Annotated in this window: 12 protein-coding genes; 4 read left to right on the top strand and 8 right to left on the bottom strand. The window is 72.5% G+C overall.

Going from position 1 to position 18,975, the window contains the following annotated elements; genetic code table 11:
- Nucleotides 1-57: 57 nt before the first annotated feature.
- Nucleotides 58-999, bottom strand: coding sequence for an AraC family transcriptional regulator (locus AY578_RS32310; RefSeq protein WP_258906779.1), 942 nt, complete (start codon nt 997-999; stop codon nt 58-60).
- Nucleotides 1,000-1,083: 84 nt separating this feature from the next.
- Here AY578_RS32310 and AY578_RS32315 point away from each other — a divergent pair, with 84 nt between their 5' ends.
- Entirely contained in the window at nt 1,084-2,076 is a 993-nt protein-coding gene (locus tag AY578_RS32315; RefSeq protein WP_258906781.1) for an SDR family NAD(P)-dependent oxidoreductase, read from the top strand.
- 4 nt (nt 2,077-2,080) lie between these two features.
- Here the strand turns inward: AY578_RS32315 and AY578_RS32320 are convergent, their stop codons facing one another.
- The 5 genes from AY578_RS32320 to AY578_RS32340 form a co-directional block, all read right to left on the bottom strand.
- A complete protein-coding gene (locus tag AY578_RS32320; RefSeq protein ID WP_258906783.1) occupies nt 2,081-2,674 on the bottom strand; it encodes a dienelactone hydrolase family protein in 594 nt (197 codons plus the stop codon).
- A gap of 142 nt (nt 2,675-2,816) precedes the next feature.
- Nucleotides 2,817-4,043, bottom strand: a complete 1,227-nt coding sequence (locus tag AY578_RS32325) for an acyltransferase family protein (RefSeq protein WP_258906785.1) — start codon at nt 4,041-4,043, stop codon at nt 2,817-2,819.
- 303 nt (nt 4,044-4,346) lie between these two features.
- Nucleotides 4,347-5,216, bottom strand: a complete 870-nt coding sequence (locus tag AY578_RS32330) for an AraC family transcriptional regulator (RefSeq protein ID WP_258906787.1) — start codon at nt 5,214-5,216, stop codon at nt 4,347-4,349.
- 87 nt (nt 5,217-5,303) lie between these two features.
- Entirely contained in the window at nt 5,304-5,684 is a 381-nt protein-coding gene (locus AY578_RS32335) for a hypothetical protein (RefSeq protein WP_258906789.1), read from the bottom strand.
- 627 nt (nt 5,685-6,311) lie between these two features.
- Complete coding sequence (locus AY578_RS32340; protein WP_078611453.1) at nt 6,312-7,829, bottom strand: DUF4246 domain-containing protein; 1,518 nt, start codon at nt 7,827-7,829, stop codon at nt 6,312-6,314.
- 145 nt (nt 7,830-7,974) lie between these two features.
- On the opposite strand from AY578_RS32340, the gene AY578_RS32345 reads away from it, so the two are divergent.
- From AY578_RS32345 to AY578_RS32355, 3 genes are all read left to right on the top strand, one after another.
- The gene (locus tag AY578_RS32345; protein ID WP_028960417.1) at nt 7,975-8,655 is read left to right on the top strand and encodes a ScbR family autoregulator-binding transcription factor; all 681 of its coding nucleotides are present in this window, start codon (nt 7,975-7,977) and stop codon (nt 8,653-8,655) included.
- Between the two features lie 222 nt (nt 8,656-8,877).
- Nucleotides 8,878-11,787, top strand: coding sequence for an SCO1167/SCO6262 family helicase (locus AY578_RS32350; RefSeq protein WP_258906793.1), 2,910 nt, complete (start codon nt 8,878-8,880; stop codon nt 11,785-11,787).
- The gene (locus AY578_RS32355; RefSeq protein WP_019523576.1) at nt 11,784-13,091 is read left to right on the top strand and encodes an SWIM zinc finger family protein; all 1,308 of its coding nucleotides are present in this window, start codon (nt 11,784-11,786) and stop codon (nt 13,089-13,091) included. The genes AY578_RS32350 and AY578_RS32355 overlap by 4 nt, the downstream gene beginning before the upstream one ends.
- Nucleotides 13,092-13,271: 180 nt before the next feature.
- On the opposite strand, the gene AY578_RS32360 is transcribed toward AY578_RS32355, so the two are convergent.
- Both AY578_RS32360 and AY578_RS32370 read right to left on the bottom strand, forming a co-directional pair.
- A complete protein-coding gene (locus AY578_RS32360) occupies nt 13,272-14,930 on the bottom strand; it encodes a TlrC/CarA/OleB/SrmB family ABC-F type ribosomal protection protein (RefSeq protein WP_019523575.1) in 1,659 nt (552 codons plus the stop codon).
- A gap of 589 nt (nt 14,931-15,519) precedes the next feature.
- The gene (locus AY578_RS32370) at nt 15,520-18,735 is read right to left on the bottom strand and encodes an alpha-L-rhamnosidase (protein WP_026243639.1); all 3,216 of its coding nucleotides are present in this window, start codon (nt 18,733-18,735) and stop codon (nt 15,520-15,522) included.
- Between the last annotated feature and the right edge of the window lie 240 nt (nt 18,736-18,975).

Raw genomic sequence — 18,975 nt, forward strand, 5'->3', positions numbered from 1 at the left:
AGCAGGAACACGCAAACGGCCTGTCGTGGCGGTCCGTTCCTCCGTGAGCGGCGCGGCTCAGGAGGGCGGCGCCTCCGTCGCGGTCGCCTCTCGCGCGGGGCGCCGCCGGTAGTCGCCCGGAGCCACACCCATGACGCGCTTGAAGGCAACGCTGAGGGCGCTCTCCGACCCGTACCCCACCGACCGGGCGACGACGGCGAGCGTCGCGCTCCCCTCGCGCAACTGCCGAGCCGCCAGCTCGATGCGCCACCGGGTCAGGTACTCCAACGGCCCTTGCCCCACGGCCGACTTGAAGCGGGCGGCCAGCGTGGAGCGGGACACCGAGGCCTCGCCCGCCAGCTCCGCGACGGTCCAGGGCCGCGCCGGTTCGCGGTGCAGCGAGGTCAGCGCGGCGGCGACCACCGGATCCGACAGCCCGGCCGGCCATCCCGAGGCGGTGTGCGGATCGCGCGCGAGGTGCAGCCGCAGGACGTGGACCAGCATGACGACGGCGAGGTGCTCGGCGACCAGCCCGGCGGCCGGCTCCCCACGGGTCAGCTCCCGGTCGATGGCGTCGAGCGCCCAGCGCATCGTCTCCGCGTGCGGGGTGCCGGCCGGGACGTGCACGACCGGCGGCAGCCGGTCGAGCAGCAGCTCCCGGGCGCGGGCCCCGAAGGAGAACCGCCCGCCGACGAGGAACACGTCGTCACCCTGCCCCGCCCGTGCGACGCCGCCCCCGGCCCGGGCGAACACCGGTCCGGCGTCCACCGGCGCGGTCGCGGGATCGCTGCGCAGGACGTACGGCCGCGGACGCGCGAGGAGGTAGCAGTCGCCCTCGGCCAGCGGGATCGGCCCGTCCACCCCGTCGACCTCCAGCAGACAGGAGCCGCGCCGGACCGCGTTGAACTTCGCGCCCCGCGGCGCCTCGAAGCGCAGCGCCCAGCGCCCGCCCGCCGCCAGACTCGCGGACAGCTGACTCCGCGTGTCCAGCAGGGTGAGCACATCCTCCAGCGGATCCATGACGACCTCCGAGTCGGACGGTGGCTGAAGAGTGCGGGACGTTCGACCATAGCCCGTCCAGCCCGCCCGCCGTAGCGTCGAAGCATGACGACGAACACCCCGGCCGCCCGGAACGCAGCCGATCACCCTCTCCTCACCACTCCCTTCACCGCCCGCGCCGACGCACGGGAGGTGATCGCGGGCGTGGACCTCACCGGCCGCCGCGCCGTGGTCACCGGCGGCGCCTCGGGTCTCGGCGCCGAGACCGTACGGGCGCTGGCCGAGGCCGGCGCCGAGGTCACCGTCGCGACACGCCGCCCGGAGGCCGCCGAGCCGCTGCTGCGGGAACTGGCTGCCGCCGACGGCGCCGGTTCCGTGCGCACCGCACCCCTCGACCTCTCCGACCTCACCTCGGTCGACGCCTTCGTACGGAACTGGAGCGGCCCGCTCGACATCCTGGTCGCCAACGCCGGAATCATGGCCCTGCCCGAGCGCACCCTCACCCCCCGGGGCTGGGAGATGCAGCTCGCCACCAACCACCTGGGCCACTTCGCCCTCGCGACCGGGCTGCACCCGTCGCTGAGGGAGGCGGGCTCCGCCCGCATCGTGGTCGTCAGCTCGGGCGCCCACCTCAACGCACCCTTCGACTTCGACGACCCCCACTTCGAGCACCGCCCGTACGACCCCTGGACCGCGTACGGACAGTCGAAGTCCGCCGACGTCCTCCTCGCGGCAGGCGCCCGCCGTTGGGCCGCCGACGGCATCACGGCCAACGCGCTGAACCCCGGCTACATCCTCACCAATCTGCAGCGTCACCTCGACGAGGACACGATGCGCGCGTTCGGCGTCATGGACGACGACGGCAACGTGACGCCGCTGCCGTACTACAAGACGCCCGCGCAGGGAGCCGCCACCTCGGTGCTGCTGGCCGCCTCACCCCTCTTGGAAGGGGTGACGGGCCGCTACTTCGAGGACAACCAGGAGGCGCCGGTCGTCACGGAGGAGAATCCGACGGGAGGCGTCGCCGCCCACGCCGTCGACCCGGAAGCGGCGGACCGCCTCTGGGTGTACGCGACCGAGGCTCTCCGCACCCCCTGACCGCTCAGCGCGGGTGCGCGGCGGCGCGGTCGACGGCGTCGAGGAACTCGAGTGTCCGCCGCGTCAGCAGCTTGGCGGCGTCCGGGTCGTAGGAGGGCAGCGAGGAGTCCGCGAAAAGGTGCTGCTCCCCGGGGTACAGGAACAGCTCGGCGTCGGAGGCCCCCGCGACCAGCGCGCGGGCGGCCTCGGCGTCCTCCGCGAAGAAGGGGTCGTCCTCCATCGCGTGCACCTGCACCGGAACACCCTCAGGCCAGGCCGTGCCGAACTCGGACACCGGGATGCAGGCGTGCAGCAGCAGCGCGCCCCGCGCCCCGGCCCGCGTCTGCGCCAGCTTCTGCGCCGGCACCGCCCCGAGCGAGAAGCCGACGTGGACGACCTCGCGGGGAAGACCGTCGGCCGCACGCACGCCACGCGCGGAGACCTCCCCGAACCCGGCCTGCCGCACGTACGCCATCCCCTCGTCCAGCGAGTCGAAGGTGCGCCCGTCGAACAGGTCGGGCGTGTGGACGGTGTGCCCCGCGGCCCGGAGCTCGTCGGCGAAGGCGACCACCCCGGGAGTCAGCCCCTGGACGTGGTGGAACAGTACGACCTCTGCCATGCCGGAACTCCTCGCCTGTGCGAGCGCCTGCCGCGCCCCACCCTGATGTGACGCCTCAGGCTATTCGAAAATAATCGAACAGCGCTCGGTTTTCCGAGGGCCGGCGCGGACCGGGTGTGGCGCGCGCCTGAGTGACAACGACTCAGTGCACGGCTCCTGCGGCAGGGGCGCCCTCCAGCTCAGGACCACGCTGCTGGGGGAGTGTCACGCCACTGTGGCCGATGACGGTCCGGGGACCGCCGCCCGGCGGGGTACGGCCCTTCGCGCCCGCGTCGCCGGCCCGCATCTGCGCGAACGAGGCGTTCAGCGCCGTCCTGAGCCGCCGTGACACCGGCCGCTCCACCCAGCGGTGCACCAGGTGGGCCAGCAGGAGCATGCCCAGCACCGTGGAGCCGAGCAGCGCCCAGCGGTCCACCCGGTACTGGAGATGGTGGAAGATCTCCCAGCCGACGGACTCGTGCAGCAGGTAGAGGGGGTAGGTCAGCGCCCCGGCGGCCGGCAGCCAGCGCCAGTCCACGCGGCGGAACCAGCCGAGGGACACCCCCGCCATCACGGCGAAGAAGAGCGTGATCAGTACCGCGACACCCCAGCTGGGCACGTTGTGCCCCACGTACTGCAGCGTCCGGCGCCAGCCGCGCACCGCGGTGAGCTGCCCCATCGCGAAGCACAGGGCGACGATGCCCCACAGCAGCGTGTTCTGGCCGAAGCGGTGGATCAGGTAGAAGGCCAGACCGGCGATGAAGAACCAGCAGTACTGCGCCATGAGCAGGTCGCTCAGCGGACCCGAGCCGTAGCCCTTGGCCAGCAGTGCGGCGGTCGCCCACACGCAGCAGAACGCGACGACACGCCGGTAGGTCAGACCCCGCCACAGCACGAGGGCGAACAGCAGATAGAAGCGCAGTTCGGCCCAGAGCGTCCAGTACACGCCGTCGACGTGCTCGACGGCGACCGGCCACTGGAGCATGGTCAGATTGACCAGCACGTCACGCCACGCCTGAGGCGCCAGGCCGCCCGGCACCAGGGTGACCACGGCGGTGGTCGCCAGCACGCCCAGCCAGTACGCGGGGAACAGCCTGATCACGCGGGAGGTGAAGAAGTCCGGCACCGTGCGTCCCCAGCAGCTCATGCAGATGACGAAGCCGCTGATCATGAAGAAGAGGTGGACGCCGAGCCAGCCGTAGGCGGAGGGGCGGAACAGGACGGGGAAGAGCTGGGCCTGCGGGCCGTCCCACCCCTCGCCGAAGGCGACGTAGTGGTAGAACACCACCATCAGCGCCGCGACGAGCCGCAGTGCGTCGAGTACGGCGATCCGGTTGCCCCGCTCCTGCTGACCACGCGGCCCGCGACGACCTTCCGCGGGCGGTCTCACGGGTCTCCTGACTCTGCGCACGTACGTCTCCCACGCTGCAAGTTCTGACGACACTCTGACAAAAAGGGGTAAATCCCTTTGCTGCAGGCAGCGTTCGAGACAGACCGCTCCGTACGGTGGAGGGAAAGGGAACCGGAGCGGTGTCATGTCCGCGAGAACGGCGGGATCATAGTAAGCGCACAGGATCGAATGCCCACGTCGGGCCGGGTACGGCGACCGGGAAGCGCTCGGGCCGACACCGACCGTCGGCCCGAGCGCTCACCTCCGCGTCCCCCGTACGGCACTAGGGGCGCCGTGGTGGCGTCACGCGGACTCGATGGGCAGCCACAGCTCGCAGGTCGCCGTGCTGAAGTCGTCGGCCCGCTCGAGGACCGCGACGACCGAGGGCCCCGGCCGCAGCCGCCACGGGTTGGACGGGAACCACTCGGTCGCGGTCGCCGCCCAGGCGGTCTGCAGGGCCTCGGGATGCGGCCCGCTGGTACGGAACACCGCCCACATGCCCGCCGGCACCTCGATGACGTCGAGCCCGTCCGGAACGGGCGTCCCCGTGCCGACGGCGACACCGTGCAGGTAGGTCAGCTCGGTGCCCTCCCGTCCGTCCGGGTCGGCGTCGTCGGTGACCTGGAGCAGACCGGCCGGCTCGGAATCGCTCAGAGCCTTCAGGCGCCGGTGCTCCTCCGCAGGGATGGCGGCGATGTGCTGCTGGATGTGCGGGTTGACCCCGCGGTGGATGAGCGGGACCCGGGTGGAGTGTCCGACCAGGCGCAACGCGGGGCGGTCGACGAGGCGGGTGTCCATGGGAGTGCTCCCTTCGACGGTCAGGCGGAACCTGAGCTGCGGCTGTGTACGCAAGGGGCCTCCGTCGCGGCGCACCTCCGCGGGACCGGCGCCGTGAACCGCCCGGAACGCACGTCCGAACGCTTCCCGTGAGCCGTACCCGTACCGGACGGCGATCTCCAGCAGGTCCTCCTCACCCCGGACGACGTCACCGGAGGCGACGGTCATCCGCCGCCTCCGCACGTACTCCGAGAGCGGCATGCCCGCCAGGGACGAGAACATCCGGCGCAGGTGGTACTCGGTGGTCCCGAGCCCCGCCGCGAGCCCTTCGAGGTCGAGCTCCTCGGTGAGGTGCTCCTCGACGAGATCGACGAGCTGGTTGAGTGCCGAGATCATGAGGCCTCCTTTCGCCCTCGACCCTGGCAGTGGGCCCCCTGACCGGGCCCGACCGTTGCGGACCGATCCGATCACGCGCGACGGGGCTCAGGGGCGCGCACCACGCGCGTACGGCCCCAGAACCGCACGCAGAGCCGCGTCGTCCGGCGCCTCGGTCACCACGCTGTCGGCTCCCTCCTTCACGAAGGGCGTGCAACTGACCGAGGTCTGCCCGGCCATGCCCTGGGTGCCGATCAGCCGCCCGGTAAGGGCCTCGTACACCCGCATCCGGTACCGGCCCTCGTAGTGGGTGATCGTCCGCGGCGCCGCGTCGGGGGCGGTGTATCGGCACTCCTTCAGCAGCTTCCCCCGCCCTTGGTACTCGGCGCAGGCGACGAGCTGTACCTGCTCGGGCAACGGCGTGAAGGGGTCGACGCGATCACGGCCGCCGCTGCCCGCGAACTGATGCAACAGCCCGTTGACATGCACCACCAAAGGGTGCAACCCCGACGCCGACACACGAGCCGCCCTCGGAACGGGTCGCGGTGCTTCTCCCTGACAGATGCCCCTGAAGGAGAAGAGGTCGAACCGCTCTTCGGCCGTGGTGACCGGCACCGGGCCGCTCGGAGCGACCGGCTGCCCCGAGGGCCCGGGCTCGACGGAGAAGTCAGGAACCGCAGCCTCGGTTCCGCCGCCCCCACTCTCACCCGACGACCGCCCCAGAAGCCCGACGAGCAGAGCCACGCCGAGCAGCACCACCACTCCGCCCCAGAACCGCGCTTGCACCCGCCCTGTCATCCCGTCCCCCTTCCCTCGACATCACCGCATCCGTTCCCGTGTCACGTCCTCCAACAATCGCGACGCGGCAACTCAAGCAACACGTCCGCCGGTCCTACCACAGCACGGCGGCCGGTCCCACCGCGGCACGGCGGTCGGCGAACTGCAGCTCGGCGTAGGCGCAGGAGTAGGTGACGGCGTTGTGGTGGCACAGGTAGGCGGTCAGCACCCCTTGACGTGCCGCTCACTTCAGCGCTTCCCACGCCGACACCGGGGACTGACATTCGGCCGGTGCCCGGCAGGCGCGTCAGGCCACCTGGCGGGCACCGCGGCGGCGGCTCAGTGCTCGCAGAGGGAGAACTCCCGCTCGAAGAGCTGCTGGTTGTGCTCGTCGACGAAGAACTTGCGCTCCTGCATGAGCTCTTCACGGAAGGCCTTGGCCTGCTCGAGCGTCATGGTCGAGGTGTCGGCCCACGGCTGCTGCGGCGGCACGTCGGACGTGGAGACGACGGTCTGCGACGGGTCGACCAGGAAGACCGCGAGGATCTTGCGGTGCCCGGGCCGGGTGGGGTCCTGCAGCCGGAACGGGCCGACCTGGTGCTGCAAGACGTTCGGAAAGGCGAGACAGCGGCCCGCCGGAGTGGCCGCCGAGCCGAGGAACTGGTTGAGCGGACCCTCGTTCTCCAGCCCGTACACCTCCCGCATGCCGGTGTGATCGTCCTGCATGTAGTCGGGCTCGTAGACGGCCGCCCGGAAACCGAGCCGGCTCTCGGTAATGTTCTCGCTGTCCCAGTAGTAGATGCCGGTGGACACGATCCGCTCGTTGAGCATGCCCTCGACGTGCCAGGAGCCGCCCGCGTACTCGGGCTTGTCCGGGGTGAGGTGAATGGTGGCGAGCTTGACGATCACCTGCAGCCGCCGGCCCCGCAGACTCACCCGGTCGGAACCCTCGGGCACCTGCGGCGGGCTGAACTCGGGAGCGTCCGGAAGGATCGGCCGGCGGTTGTCGTACCACTCCTCCTCCGCCGACTCCCACGCCTCGAGCGCCTTCTCGTACGCCTCCTTGTCCTCGAAGTCGTCCTCCTCGGGCTCCGGTACCTCGTACTCGTCGGACTCGTACCAGTTGTATTCGTCGGCGACCATGCGCAGCGGACGCCGGCACCGCAGGTCGGAGAGGACGTTCTCCCACAACGGCACCATGCGTGCGACCAGTTCCGGCAACACCTCGACGAGGTCACGGTGCTTCTCCGGGTGCACGTTGTTCACGTACGAGCGGAAGCCGACGCGTCCGTCGTCGTCCACGTCGGCGTCCGTGGGCAGCCACTGGAACTTCTCCGAGAACTCGTACCGCGAGTAGCTGTCGGTCGGATTCTCCCAGGCCCGCCCGGACACCCCGCTGACCTCCCTCACCAGGCAGAACAGCGAGGGGTGCACTAGGTCGAGCACCTGGCCGTCGGACCCGGGATGCCAGTCCCGCTCCTCCTCGGGGACCTCCTCCAGTACCCGAACCGCCTCCCGCAGCCGCTGCCGGAGCCGGTCGTCGACGAGCGTGTCGGACTGCCACACCCCGTCCACGGCCGACACCTCCGCCCCAGTCTCCTCGTCCCGCAGCGCCGCGTAGTGCGCGAGCTCGTCGATCACATACCGCACCTGCGCCTCGGTGAGCCCCTGCGCGAGCGCCTCCCGCGTCCACCGGTCGACGATGCCGGCATCACGTATCTTCTCGAACCACCGCGGCTTCGACCGCAGTTGCGCGCTGCACTGCATCATCTCGATCTCCCGCAACGTCCGAGGCGCGATGGACGATGAGGTACGGCTTGCCGCGAACGGCAACGGAAAAGCGGACAGCCCAGTCAATTCCTCTGACCTTCCCAGTCGGTACGAGCGCCGGGAACACTACGGCAGCGGACTGACAACGCCGACGCGCCCTGAGCGGGGCTAAGATACGAACCTGCCGGTTTTTTTCCAGGGGTGCGGCAGGGCAGGACGGCGGAGGCACGGAATGGCGCAGCAGGAACGAGCGGTCAGGACGCGGAACGCCATCCTGCGGGCAGCGGGCGAGGTGTTCGACGAGCTCGGCTACGAGGCGGCGACCATCTCGGCCATTCTCCGGCGCGCCAAGGTGACCAAGGGCGCCCTGTACTTCCACTTCTCCTCGAAGGAGGAGCTGGCACAGGCCGTCCTGGCCCAGCAGTTGACGTCCGTGCCCGAGGTGCCCCGGCGCGAGCTGGCGTTGCAGCAAGGTCTGGACGAGGCGCTCGTGCTCGCCCATATGCTGGCAGCGGGGGAGCCGCTCGTCCGTGGCAGCGTGCGGCTGACGGTCGAACAGGGGTCCCCTCGGGACGGCCTGGACCGCCGTGCGCCGATGGAAGGCTGGATCGAGCACAATGCCGGGATCCTCTCCGCCGCCCGTGCCAACGGAGAGCTGCTGCCGGGCGTGGACGTCGTCGCCGCAGCGAAGATGTTCGTCGGGGCCTTCACCGGTGTCCAGATCCTGTCCAAGCTGATGACCGGCCGGGCGGATCTCGTCGAGCGGGTGGCTGACCTGCAGCGCCATCTCATGGCGGGCATCGCGGTGCCCGCGGTCCTCGTGCAGCTGGACTTCTCCCCGGAACGAGGGGCGCGGGTGTACGAGGAGGCGGCGAGCGCGAACCGTGAGGCCGAGCCGGTGACGGCGGACTGACCGACGCCCCGGCGGTGGTGATGTCAACGCGCTGATACGCAGGGATGTTTGACAAACCGTCTGCGCGGTTCATAAACCCTTGTCGAGCTCCGAGGGGGGTCGTCCGATCCTCGCGCCGCCCTCGGCGGGCATCGTGACCAGGGTGCCGGCCGGCGGTGAGGCATCATCGGCAGTTCTGAACTGGCGCAGGCCGGGACCGGAAGACGGGGAGAGTCGGAACGCATGGAGTGGATGACACCGCAGCAGGCCGCGCAACTGGCGTGCTGCGCGGCCGTGTTCGAACCGGGGGACCCCGCCCGCACGGGCCGGATCGCCTTCTGGGACCCCACCGGCGGCGCCCCGCCGGCACCGCCGGGCGGTGAACCGGGTGAGGCGGACCTCGTGGTCCCCGACGGGGACGGCTTCACCGTCCGGACCGTGCCGGTCCTTCGCCTGACCCCGGCCGGCGCCCTGCCCGCCCTCCTCCACGCACGCCGCACGGCCACCCCCGCGTCCTCCGATCCGCCCACGGCCTCCGTGGCCGCCGACCCGACCGAGACCGCCCCCGATCCCGCACCCACCCCTCACCCCGCCACCGCCTTCTGGGGAGCCGTCACCACCCTCGCCCTGCACCTGACCGCGCGCGAACGGCTCCTCCCCGGCGTCTCCCCGGCCGGCTACGACACCTGGCGCGCGGGCCCGTTCGACGCCGACGACATCGCCCGCATCCGCGCCCTCGCCGACGCCGCCCCCGGCGAGGCCGTCGCCGTCCCCGGCACCGACCCGGCCGAGCTCGTACACGCCTTCCTGGACGCCGTCGCCGACACCCTCCCACGCACCCCCGCCGCCGAACGCGCCACGGGCCGAGGGGCGTTCGCCGCGACTCCACCCCAGCACGTGCCCCAACTGCGCGCCTGGGCCGAGGAGATCTCCGCCGGCCTCGACTCCGGCGTCAGGATGTCCCTGCGCGTCGAACTCAGCGACGCCACCCCCGGCGCCGACCCGGCCACGCAGCCGCCCCGCCCCCGCCTGATCCCCCGCGCCCACAGCCTCGCCGACCCCACGCTCACCCTGGACGCCGACGAGCTGTTCGCCCGCGCCGACCACGCGCTCGGACCGCGCGCCCAGGCCGACATGGTCCTCGCCGTCCGCCGCGCCCAGGCCGTGTGGCAGCCACTGGAACGCCTGCTGCCCGTCCCCACCGCCCTGGACCTGGCCGACGACGAACTGCGCGACCTCCTCGGCGGGGCCGCGGGCCGGCTCGCAGGGCACGGCATCGACGTCACCTGGCCCGAGACGTCCACGGGCGCGCTCACCGCCCACGCGGTGGCCGGCGCCGACCGGACCCCGCCCGCCGACCTGCGGTCCTTCTTCGGCGGCGACGGCACCGTCGACCTGCGCTGGCGTCTCGAGCTCGACGGCGACCCCCTCACCGACGCCGAGGCGGCAGCCGTCGCCGCCGGGGGAGCGGTCGTACGGCTGCGCGGCCGCTGGATCCTCGTCGACGCCCGCATCGCCCGCAAGGCCCGCGACCGCAGACTGCCGCCGCTCACCGCCATCGAGGCACTCGCCGTCGCCCTCACCGGCCACACCGACCTCGGCGGCGAACGCGTACGGGTGGCGCCCAGCGCCTGGCTGGACGCTCTGCGCCGCGCCCTCGCCGACCCCGACGGCGGCGACGGTCCCGTGCGGCAGCCCGCCCGCCTGACCGCCACCCTGCGCGACTACCAGCTGCGCGGCCTGCGCTGGATGGACCGCATGACCTCCCTGGGCCTCGGCGGCTGCCTCGCCGACGACATGGGCCTGGGCAAGACCGTCCAGCTGATCGCGCTGCATCTGCTGCGCCAGGAACGCCCCGAGGACCGCGGCCCGACCCTGGTGGTCTGCCCCGCCTCCCTGCTGGGCAACTGGGAACGCGAGGTGGGTCGCTTCGCGCCGGGCACCCCGGTACGCCGCTACCACGGCCCCGGCCGCACCCTGGACGGCGCGACCGAGGGCTTCGTCCTCACCACGTACGGCACCATGCGCCTGGATGCCGGCCGGCTGGGCGCGCACCCCTGGGGCCTGCTCGTCGCCGACGAGGCCCAGCACGTGAAGAACCCGCACTCCTCCACCGCCAAGGCCCTCCGCCGGATCGGCGCCCGCGCCCGCATCGCCCTCACCGGCACCCCGGTGGAGAACAACCTCTCCGAACTGTGGGCCGTCCTCGACTGGACCACACCCGGACTTCTCGGCACCCACGGTCGGTTCCGCAAACGCTGGATCGCCCCCATCGAGGCCGAACGCACCCTCGCCGCCGGCAGGGAAGGGGACGGGGAGGGCGGAGGGCACACCGCCCGCCTCCTCGCGGAGCTGGTCCGCCCGTTCCTGCTGCGCCGCCGCAAGACCGACCCGGGCATCGCGCCCGAACTGCCGCCCAAGACCGAGACGGACCGCCCGGTCGCCCTCACCTCCGAACAGGAGACCCTCTACCGCAAGCAGGTGGAGACGGTGATGGGCGAGATCCGCTCCGGCGCCGGCGGCATCGCCCGCAGCGGCCTGGTCCTGAAGCTGCTCACCGGTCTGAAGCAGATCTGCAACCACCCCGCCCAGTTCCTCAAGGAGGACAACCCTCGACTCACCGGACGCTCCGGCAAACTCGAGCTGCTCGACGAACTCCTCGCCACCATCACCGCCGAGGGCGGCGCCGCACTGGTCTTCACCCAGTACGTCACCATGGCCCGCCTCCTCGAACGCCACCTGCGCGACCGTGGCACCCCCGCCGCCCTCCTGCACGGCGGCACTCCGGTCGCCGGACGGGAGGAGCTCGTACGGCGTTTCCAGGACGGCGAGTTCCCCGTCTTCCTGCTGTCGCTGAAGGCGGCCGGCACCGGACTGAACCTCACCCGCGCCGACCACGTCGTCCACTACGACCGCTGGTGGAACCCGGCCGTCGAGGCCCAGGCCACCGACCGCGCCCACCGCATCGGCCAGACCCGGCCCGTCCAGGTGCACCGGCTGATCGCCGAGGGCACCGTCGAGGACCGTATCGCGGCCCTGCTGGAGGCGAAAAAAGAACTGGCCGACGCCGTCCTCGGCTCCGGCGAGCAGGCCCTGACCGAGCTGACCAACGACGAGCTGGCCAACCTGGTGGAACTGAGGAGAACGGCATGAGCGAGGCACAGGGCAGCGGCGCACGGAACCATGGCGCACGGGGCTTCCCCGCCTTCGCCGCACGCCGGGGTGGCCGAGCACGGGGCCAGTCCTACTGGGCCGCGCAGTGGACCGAGGCCGTGGAGGACGTCTGGCCGGAGGAAGGCCCCCTGAGGAAGGGCCGTTCCTTCGCCCGCACCGGCCGCATCGGGCCCATCACGGTCAGCCCCGGACGGGTGGCCGCGGAGGTGTACGGCGGTGAGGAGACGTACCGTACGCGGCTGACGCTGACGGTGCTGGACGACGACGAGTGGGACCTGCTCTGGGAGAAGACCGCCGACCGCCCCGCCGAGACGGAGACGCTGCTGGCCGGCGACCTCCCCGAGGACCTGCTGGAGGCCGTCGAGGACGCCCGGGTCCGCATGCTGCCCGGCTACGGCGACCTCGACGCCGACTGCGACTGCGACGCCCTCGACCACCCCTGCCCGCACGCCACCGCTCTCGCCTACCAGCTGTCCTGGCTGCTGGACACCGACCCCTGGCTGCTGCTCCTGATCCGCGGCCGCACCGCGGAAGAAGCGGTCGAGGAACTCAAGTCGGCACTGCTGCTGAGGGCCCTGACCGGCCCCGACGAGCCGGGGGAGCCGGTGGAGAGCGAGCCGGAGGAAGCCGCGCCGCCCCCCGACACCTACGCCGCCCAGCGCGCGGCCTACACCCGCCCCGCCACCCCACTGCCCGCCCTGCCGCCACTGCCCGACCCGCCGACCGCCCCCGAGGAACCACTGACCGGCATCGAGGCCGACCCGCTGGACCGCCTCGCCGCGGACGCGGCCCTGCGCGCCCGCGAACTCCTCGTGTACGCCCACGGGTTCGGCGCCGCGCCACCGGAACCCCTCGACACCTGGGAGGACACGGTCCGCCTGGCAGCAACCCACCCCGACCCGCGCGCCGTGCAACGCCTCCGCGAGGGCTGCGGCCGCCCCACCGAGGACCTGGACCGCGCAGCGACCGCATGGCGCACAGGCGGCCGGGCAGCCCTGGACGTCCTGGAACACCCCTGGACCCCACCCACCCAGCAGACCGCCCTAGCCCGCACCGCACTCGCAACTGCCTGGGAGGCAGAGGAACTTCCCCCCATCACGGTCGACGGCAACCATTGGACCCTCACCGGTCGGGACCTCCAACTCCGCCTGGGCCACGACGGCCGCTGGTACCCCTATCACCGCCGCGACACCGGGTGGTGGCCCGCCGGCTTCCCGTCCACCGACCCGGCCGAGGCACTCGCCGACCTGATGGGCCTGACAGCCGACGACGAACTGCGCTGAGCCTGCGCGGACGTCGCCCTGCAACCTTTCAGGGCCACTGCGGATCGTGACGGGTGACCGGCCGACGGCTCGCAGCGCGCCCGGAGGCCGGGCGAGATCGAACACTCGATGCCGGCGCCCGCCAACTGACCCGCCCGGGCCCCTGCCGCCCGGCGGGGGCCCGGCCCGTGCGCCGTCACCTCACCCGGACCCGCGCTCCCGCCCCCGCGACGGCAGCTGAAGCCGCTCGCCCTCGAACCGCGCCCGGAGCGCACGGTCGTGGGTGACCAGCACGATCGCCCCCGGATATCCCGTCAGAGCCTCCTCCAACTGCTCGACCAGCGCCGGTGACAGATGGTTCGTCGGCTCGTCCAGCAGTAGTAGATCGGCGGGTTCGGCGACCAGCCGGGCGAGGTCCACCCGCCGGCGCTGCCCGTACGACAGTTCGCCCACCCGTGCGCGCAGGTCCGCGGGACGGAAGAGGCCGAGGGCGAGCAAAGCGCCGGCGTGTTCGTCGGCCGAGCCCACGCGGCCCAGCCCGAACGCCTCGGCCACCGTCAGGCCGGGCGGCCAAGGCGTTTCGTCCTGCCGCAGGTGCCCCACCCGGCCGGGCACCCGTACCGTGCCCTGGTCCGGCCGCAGTTCACCGGCGAGCACCCTCAGCAGCGTGGTTTTTCCCGCGCCGTTGGGACCGGTGACGAGCAGCCTCCCGCCGCGGCCCAGGGTGAGCGCATCCAGCCGCAGTCGGCCGTCCAGGCGCACGTCCGACAGGTGCACGGCCGGCAGGTCCGCGGAAACGGCCCCCGCGTCCTCCTCCGGGGCGGTTCCGGGCTCCGCCATGCCGGGTGTGAACGCCAGCGGGTCGGGCGGCGGCGCCACCGGGTCGGCGGTCAGCCGCTGCACCCGCTCGCGGGCGTTGCGGATGCGGGCCATCGCGCCGTGCGCCCGGCCGCGGGCCCGGAAACCACCGTGGCCGAAGTTGGCCATCGGCGTCTTGCGCGGGATGACGCCGAGGCGGGCGGCGTGGTCGGCGGCCAGCCGCTCGTTGCGGGCCAGCTCGGCGCGCCACTCCTCGTACTCCTGGATCCGGCGCCGCCGTTGGGCCGCCTTCGCGGTGCGGTAGCCGTCGTACCCGTCGCCGTAGCGCGTGACCTTTCCCTCCTCGGCCTCCAGGACCGTGGTGGTCAGGCGCTCCAGGAACACGCGGTCGTGGGTGACCGCGAGCACCGTGCCACGGTGCGCCCGCAGCTGCGTCTCCAGCCACTCGACCGCCCCGTCGTCGAGGTCGTTGGTCGGCTCGTCCAGGAGCAGCAGCTCCGGCCGGCCGGCCAGGACGCCCGCCAGGGCGAGCCTGGAGCGCTCACCGCCGGAGAGGGTGCCCAGTGGGCGTTCGCGGCGCAGCCCCGGCAGGCCGAGGTGGTGCAGCGCGATGTCCACCCGGTGGTCGGCGTCGTACCCGTCGCGGGCCTCGTAGCGGGCGAGGAGCTCCTCGTACGCGGCGAGCGCGCCCGGGTCGCCGCCGCCGGCGTCGAGCCCCCGCGCGGCGCGGTGCAGCTCGGCCTCCAAGGCACGCAGGTCCGCGAGGGCCAGGTCGACGGCGTCCTGGACGGTGGCGGCCGGCGGCAGGGGGACGGTCTGGGGGAGGTATCCGACCCCGCCGACGGCGCCCACGGTCACCTCCCCGCTGTCGGGCCGCTCCTGACCGGCGATCAGCCGCAGCAGCGTGGACTTGCCGACGCCGTTGTCGCCGATCAGACCGGCCTTCTCGCCGGGTTTGAGCGTGAAGGAGACGTCGTCCAGAACGGTACGGCCGGGGTAGCCCTTGGTGACGTTGCGCAGGCTGAGTTGTGCGGAGTGCAAGATCGGTTCCCTTCTGGCCGAACAGGGCAGAGCCCGGGCCTGACACGGGGTGGATGGCTGCGCGGCTGGGCGCGACGACGGCGGAGCACGGCTCTACGCGGTCGGCGCCGGCACTCTCACAGGGAACCCATGTGCAGGACACTACGCCACACACCGGATCCTGGCAAGACGATACGTCTCGGTTCGAGAGCGTGCCGGGTTACGGGCTCCACGCCGGCCGTCGGGTCCCACAGCCCCGCCGCGGTTCCCCGCGCGACATGCTCGGCGTACACGCCGACCTTGCGGCCGGTGATCGAGCGCACTCCTCCAGAGCGCGGATCCGGTCCTCGACCCGGCGCTGACGGGCATCGAGGAGCCACAGCCGTTCCGCTGCGTTGCCCGGCCGCCCGGGTCACCGACGAGCAGCGGCCGACGGACGACGGCTGGGTCCGCGCCCACGCCGTCGGCCAGGCCGCGGCCGCACGCCTGTGGGAACTCTCCGTCGCGGCGACGGACACAGCCCCTCTCAGCCGACCCCCGGCGGATCACTGCACCCCCCTCGGCCGCGCGGGCGTCCAGCCTCCCCGACGCCCGCGCAGCCGAGCGCGGTTCACACCGCGAACCGGTGCGTCCCCGACCCCACACGGAACACCTGACACCCGTCCTCGTGCCGCAGCAGGGCCGCACCCCTGTGCTCGACCCGGTCCTTCGCCGACGCCGGGATCCACACCTGCGCGGTGGTGTTCGCCGGAACGGAACACGTCAGCTCGAAGCGCCCGCCCCGCCGCTTCCACCGGGTGGAGATCGGCCCGCGCACCGAGGTGAGCGTCGCCCGCGCCTCGTCGATACCGCCGCCGGGCCGCGGACGGACGACGACCTCTCGGTAGCCCGGCCGCCCCGGCGCGATCCCCGCGATGTGCGCATACATCCACTCACCCACCGAGCCGTAGGCGTAGTGGTTGAAGGAGTTCATCCCCGGGTCCTGGAAGGTGCCGTCGGGCCGCAGCGAGTCCCACCGCTCCCACATCGTCGTCGCCCCGCGCTCGATCTGGTACCCCCAGCTGGGGAAGGTGCGCCGGGTGAGCAGCCGGTAGGCGACGTCGGTGTGCCCGGTGTCGGTGAGCACGGGCAGCAGCCTCGGCGTGCCGAGGAACCCGGTCGACAGATGCCAGTCACGCGCCTCGATGAGCGCCACGAGCCGGTCGGCCGCCGCGCCCCGCAACTCGTCCGGCACGAGCCCCATGGACAGGGCCAGGACGTACGCGGTCTGCGTGTCGCCCTTCACCCGGCCTTCCGCGTCGACGTACGCCCGCCGGAAGGCGTCCCGCACCCGCCCGAACAGGTCCTCGTAGGGCGCCGGGTCCCGGCCCAGCTCGCGCGCCATCCGCGCGGCGAGATCCGCGACGTGCGCGAAGTAGGCGGTGGCGATGACGTCCTTCGGGGTCTCGTCCTCGACGTTCAGCCAGTCACCGAAACCCTCCGCCGGCCGCAGCAGTCCGTTGCTGTGCTCCTCCAAATAGCCCAGCCACTCCACCACCGACGGCCACGCGTCCTGAAGCACCCGCACATCCCCGTACGCCTGGTACAGCGCCCAGGGGACCGTGACACCCGCGTCGCCCCAGCCCGCTGCCCCGTCACCCAGCCGCCCCACGTCGGGCGCCACATGCGTGAAGGAGCCCTCCGCCGTCTGCGCGTCCCGCAGGTCCGTCAGCCACTTCGCCAGGAAACGCGCCGACTCCATCGTGTACGCGGCCGTCGGCGCGAACACGTTGATGTCACCGGTCCAGCCGAGCCGTTCGTCCCGCGCCGGGGTGTCGGTCGGCACGGAGAGGAAGTTCCCGCGCTGCCCCCAGGTGATGTTGCCGTGCAGTTGGTTCAGCATCGGCGAGTCGGTCGCGAACGTGAGCGTCGCCGGCGCGTCGGTGTGCATCACCCGCCCGGTGACCGCACGCACCGTCGGAGTACCGGGGAAACCGGTGACCTCGACGTAACGGAACCCGTGGAAGGTGAAACGCGGCTCGTACGTCTCCGTGCCACCGCCCTTCAGCACATACGTGTCGGTCGCCTTCGCGGAGCGCAGGTTCGCCGTGTAGATGGTGCCGTCCGGGTCGAGGACCTCCGCGTGCCGCAACCGCACCACCGTGCCCGCCCGGCCCCTCACCCTCAGCCGCACGGACCCCACCATGTTGCGGCCCAGGTCGAACACGAACACCCCGGGTCTCGGCTCGCTGACACCGACCGGCGTCAGCTCCTGGGTGACCCGCACCGGCGCGTCCACCTGCGCCACCACCCGCTCCGGCACCACCCCGTCCGCCTCACCGACGCCCAGCCACCCCGTGTCGTCGAACCCCGCCGACGTCCAGCCGGGCGTCTCCTTGCGCGCGTCGTACGTCTCCCCGTCCAGCAGGTCGGCCGAGACGACCGGGCCCGTCGAGGCGGACCAGCCCGTGTCCGACACCACGCGCTGCGTCGAGCCGTCGGCGTAGTCGACCTCCAACTGGGCCAGCAGCGCCGGATGTTCGCCGTACTGGTGCGGTCCGAACATGCCGACGTTCCCGGCGTACCAGCCCGGCGCGAGATACACCCCGAGAGCGTTCCCGCCGCCGGAACGCACCAACTCCGTGACGTCGTGCGTCTGGTACTGCACCCGCGTGCGGTAGTCCGTCCACCCGGGCGCGAGCTGGTCACGGCCGACGCGCACACCGTTGAGGTGCGCCTCGTACAGTCCGAGCGCCGTGACGTACAGCCGCGCCCGCCGCACCTTCCCGCGTCGCAGGGAGAATTCACGGCGCAGCCGGGTCACCGCGTGCGTCACGGGCGTGACCGTGCCCCACGGACCGGCCCCCCACGGCGCGGCCTCCCGCGCGGCCGCCCACCCGGAGTCGTCGAACCCGCCGTCTCGCCAATTCCCGCTCGGTTCCTGGTCGGTGACCTTCCAGGCGGCGTCCGTCACGACACGCTGCTCGCCCGCCGCCGTCCGCACGACGAGGACGGCGAGCAGACCGGCGGGCCCCACGGTGCCGTTGGCCGCCTCGACCGCGATCACATTGCTGCCGGGAACCACCTGGCCGAGGACGTCCACGACGGCGGGCCGCTTCCAGTCCTCGTTGTCCGTGGCGAGATCGGTGCGGGCCACCTCACGGCCGTTGACGGACACGGAGTAGGCGTTGTCCGCGGTGATGACGAGGGTGGCCGAGCTGATCTCCCCGGGCAGCTCCGCGGTACGCCGGAACCAGCGGGTCTCGGCCGGTGCGCTGCTCGCCGGGTCACCCTCGGGGAACCAGATCCAGTGACCGCCCTCGAAGGACGGGGCGTCGGTCAGCTCCGCGGGAGCGGAGATCCACCGCGCGGCCCACTGCCCGGCGTCCATCAGCCCGGTCTCCCACCAGTCCGGCTCGCTCCACGGCGTAACCCGGCCCTTCCCGTCCCAGACGCGCACGGTCCAGAAGTACCGCGTCCTCGGCCGCAGTTCGGGCCCCTCGTACGGCACGAGGACCGACTCCTCGGACGTCACCCGGCCGCTGTCCCAGACGTCTGGCCGCGCCAGTGCGGAGACGCTGGTGGCCACCCGCAGTTGGTAGGCGCTCTGCCGCAGCCCCGGCTCGCCGGCAGCCATGGGCCAGCTGAACCGCGGACGCGGCTCGTCCAGGCCCAGCGGATGCCGGGCGTACTCGACGGTGGGGGCGGTGATCTCCACGGGCGCGGCTCGTCCGCCCGCCCGGACGGTGGTGGGGGACACGGGCACGGCCTGGGCGGGCCCGGCTCCGGCGGCCGACGCGGCCACCACGGCCGCCGTACTCGCCAGGACATTTCTGCGACTGATCACTACGCCACCTCGCACGGTAGGAATTGAATCGTTTCACATGCGGTGAGCGTGGCCACCGTAGAGGCGCGGGCGGGTGGGGTCAATGAGGGCGGCGCGGTGAAAGCGGGCGAGGGAGGCGGGTAAGCGCTTGCGGCGGGGCGGATGTTGACAGGAGTGGCTCATGAGGGTGTGAGGGGCGGAGCGTCGGCGGCCCGGAGCCCGGCCGACAACCGGGGTGAGCGCTGGCGGCGCTTTTGAACG

This window comes from Streptomyces thermocarboxydus, from assembly GCF_024760485.1.
Classification (GTDB): domain Bacteria; phylum Actinomycetota; class Actinomycetes; order Streptomycetales; family Streptomycetaceae; genus Streptomyces; species Streptomyces cellulosae.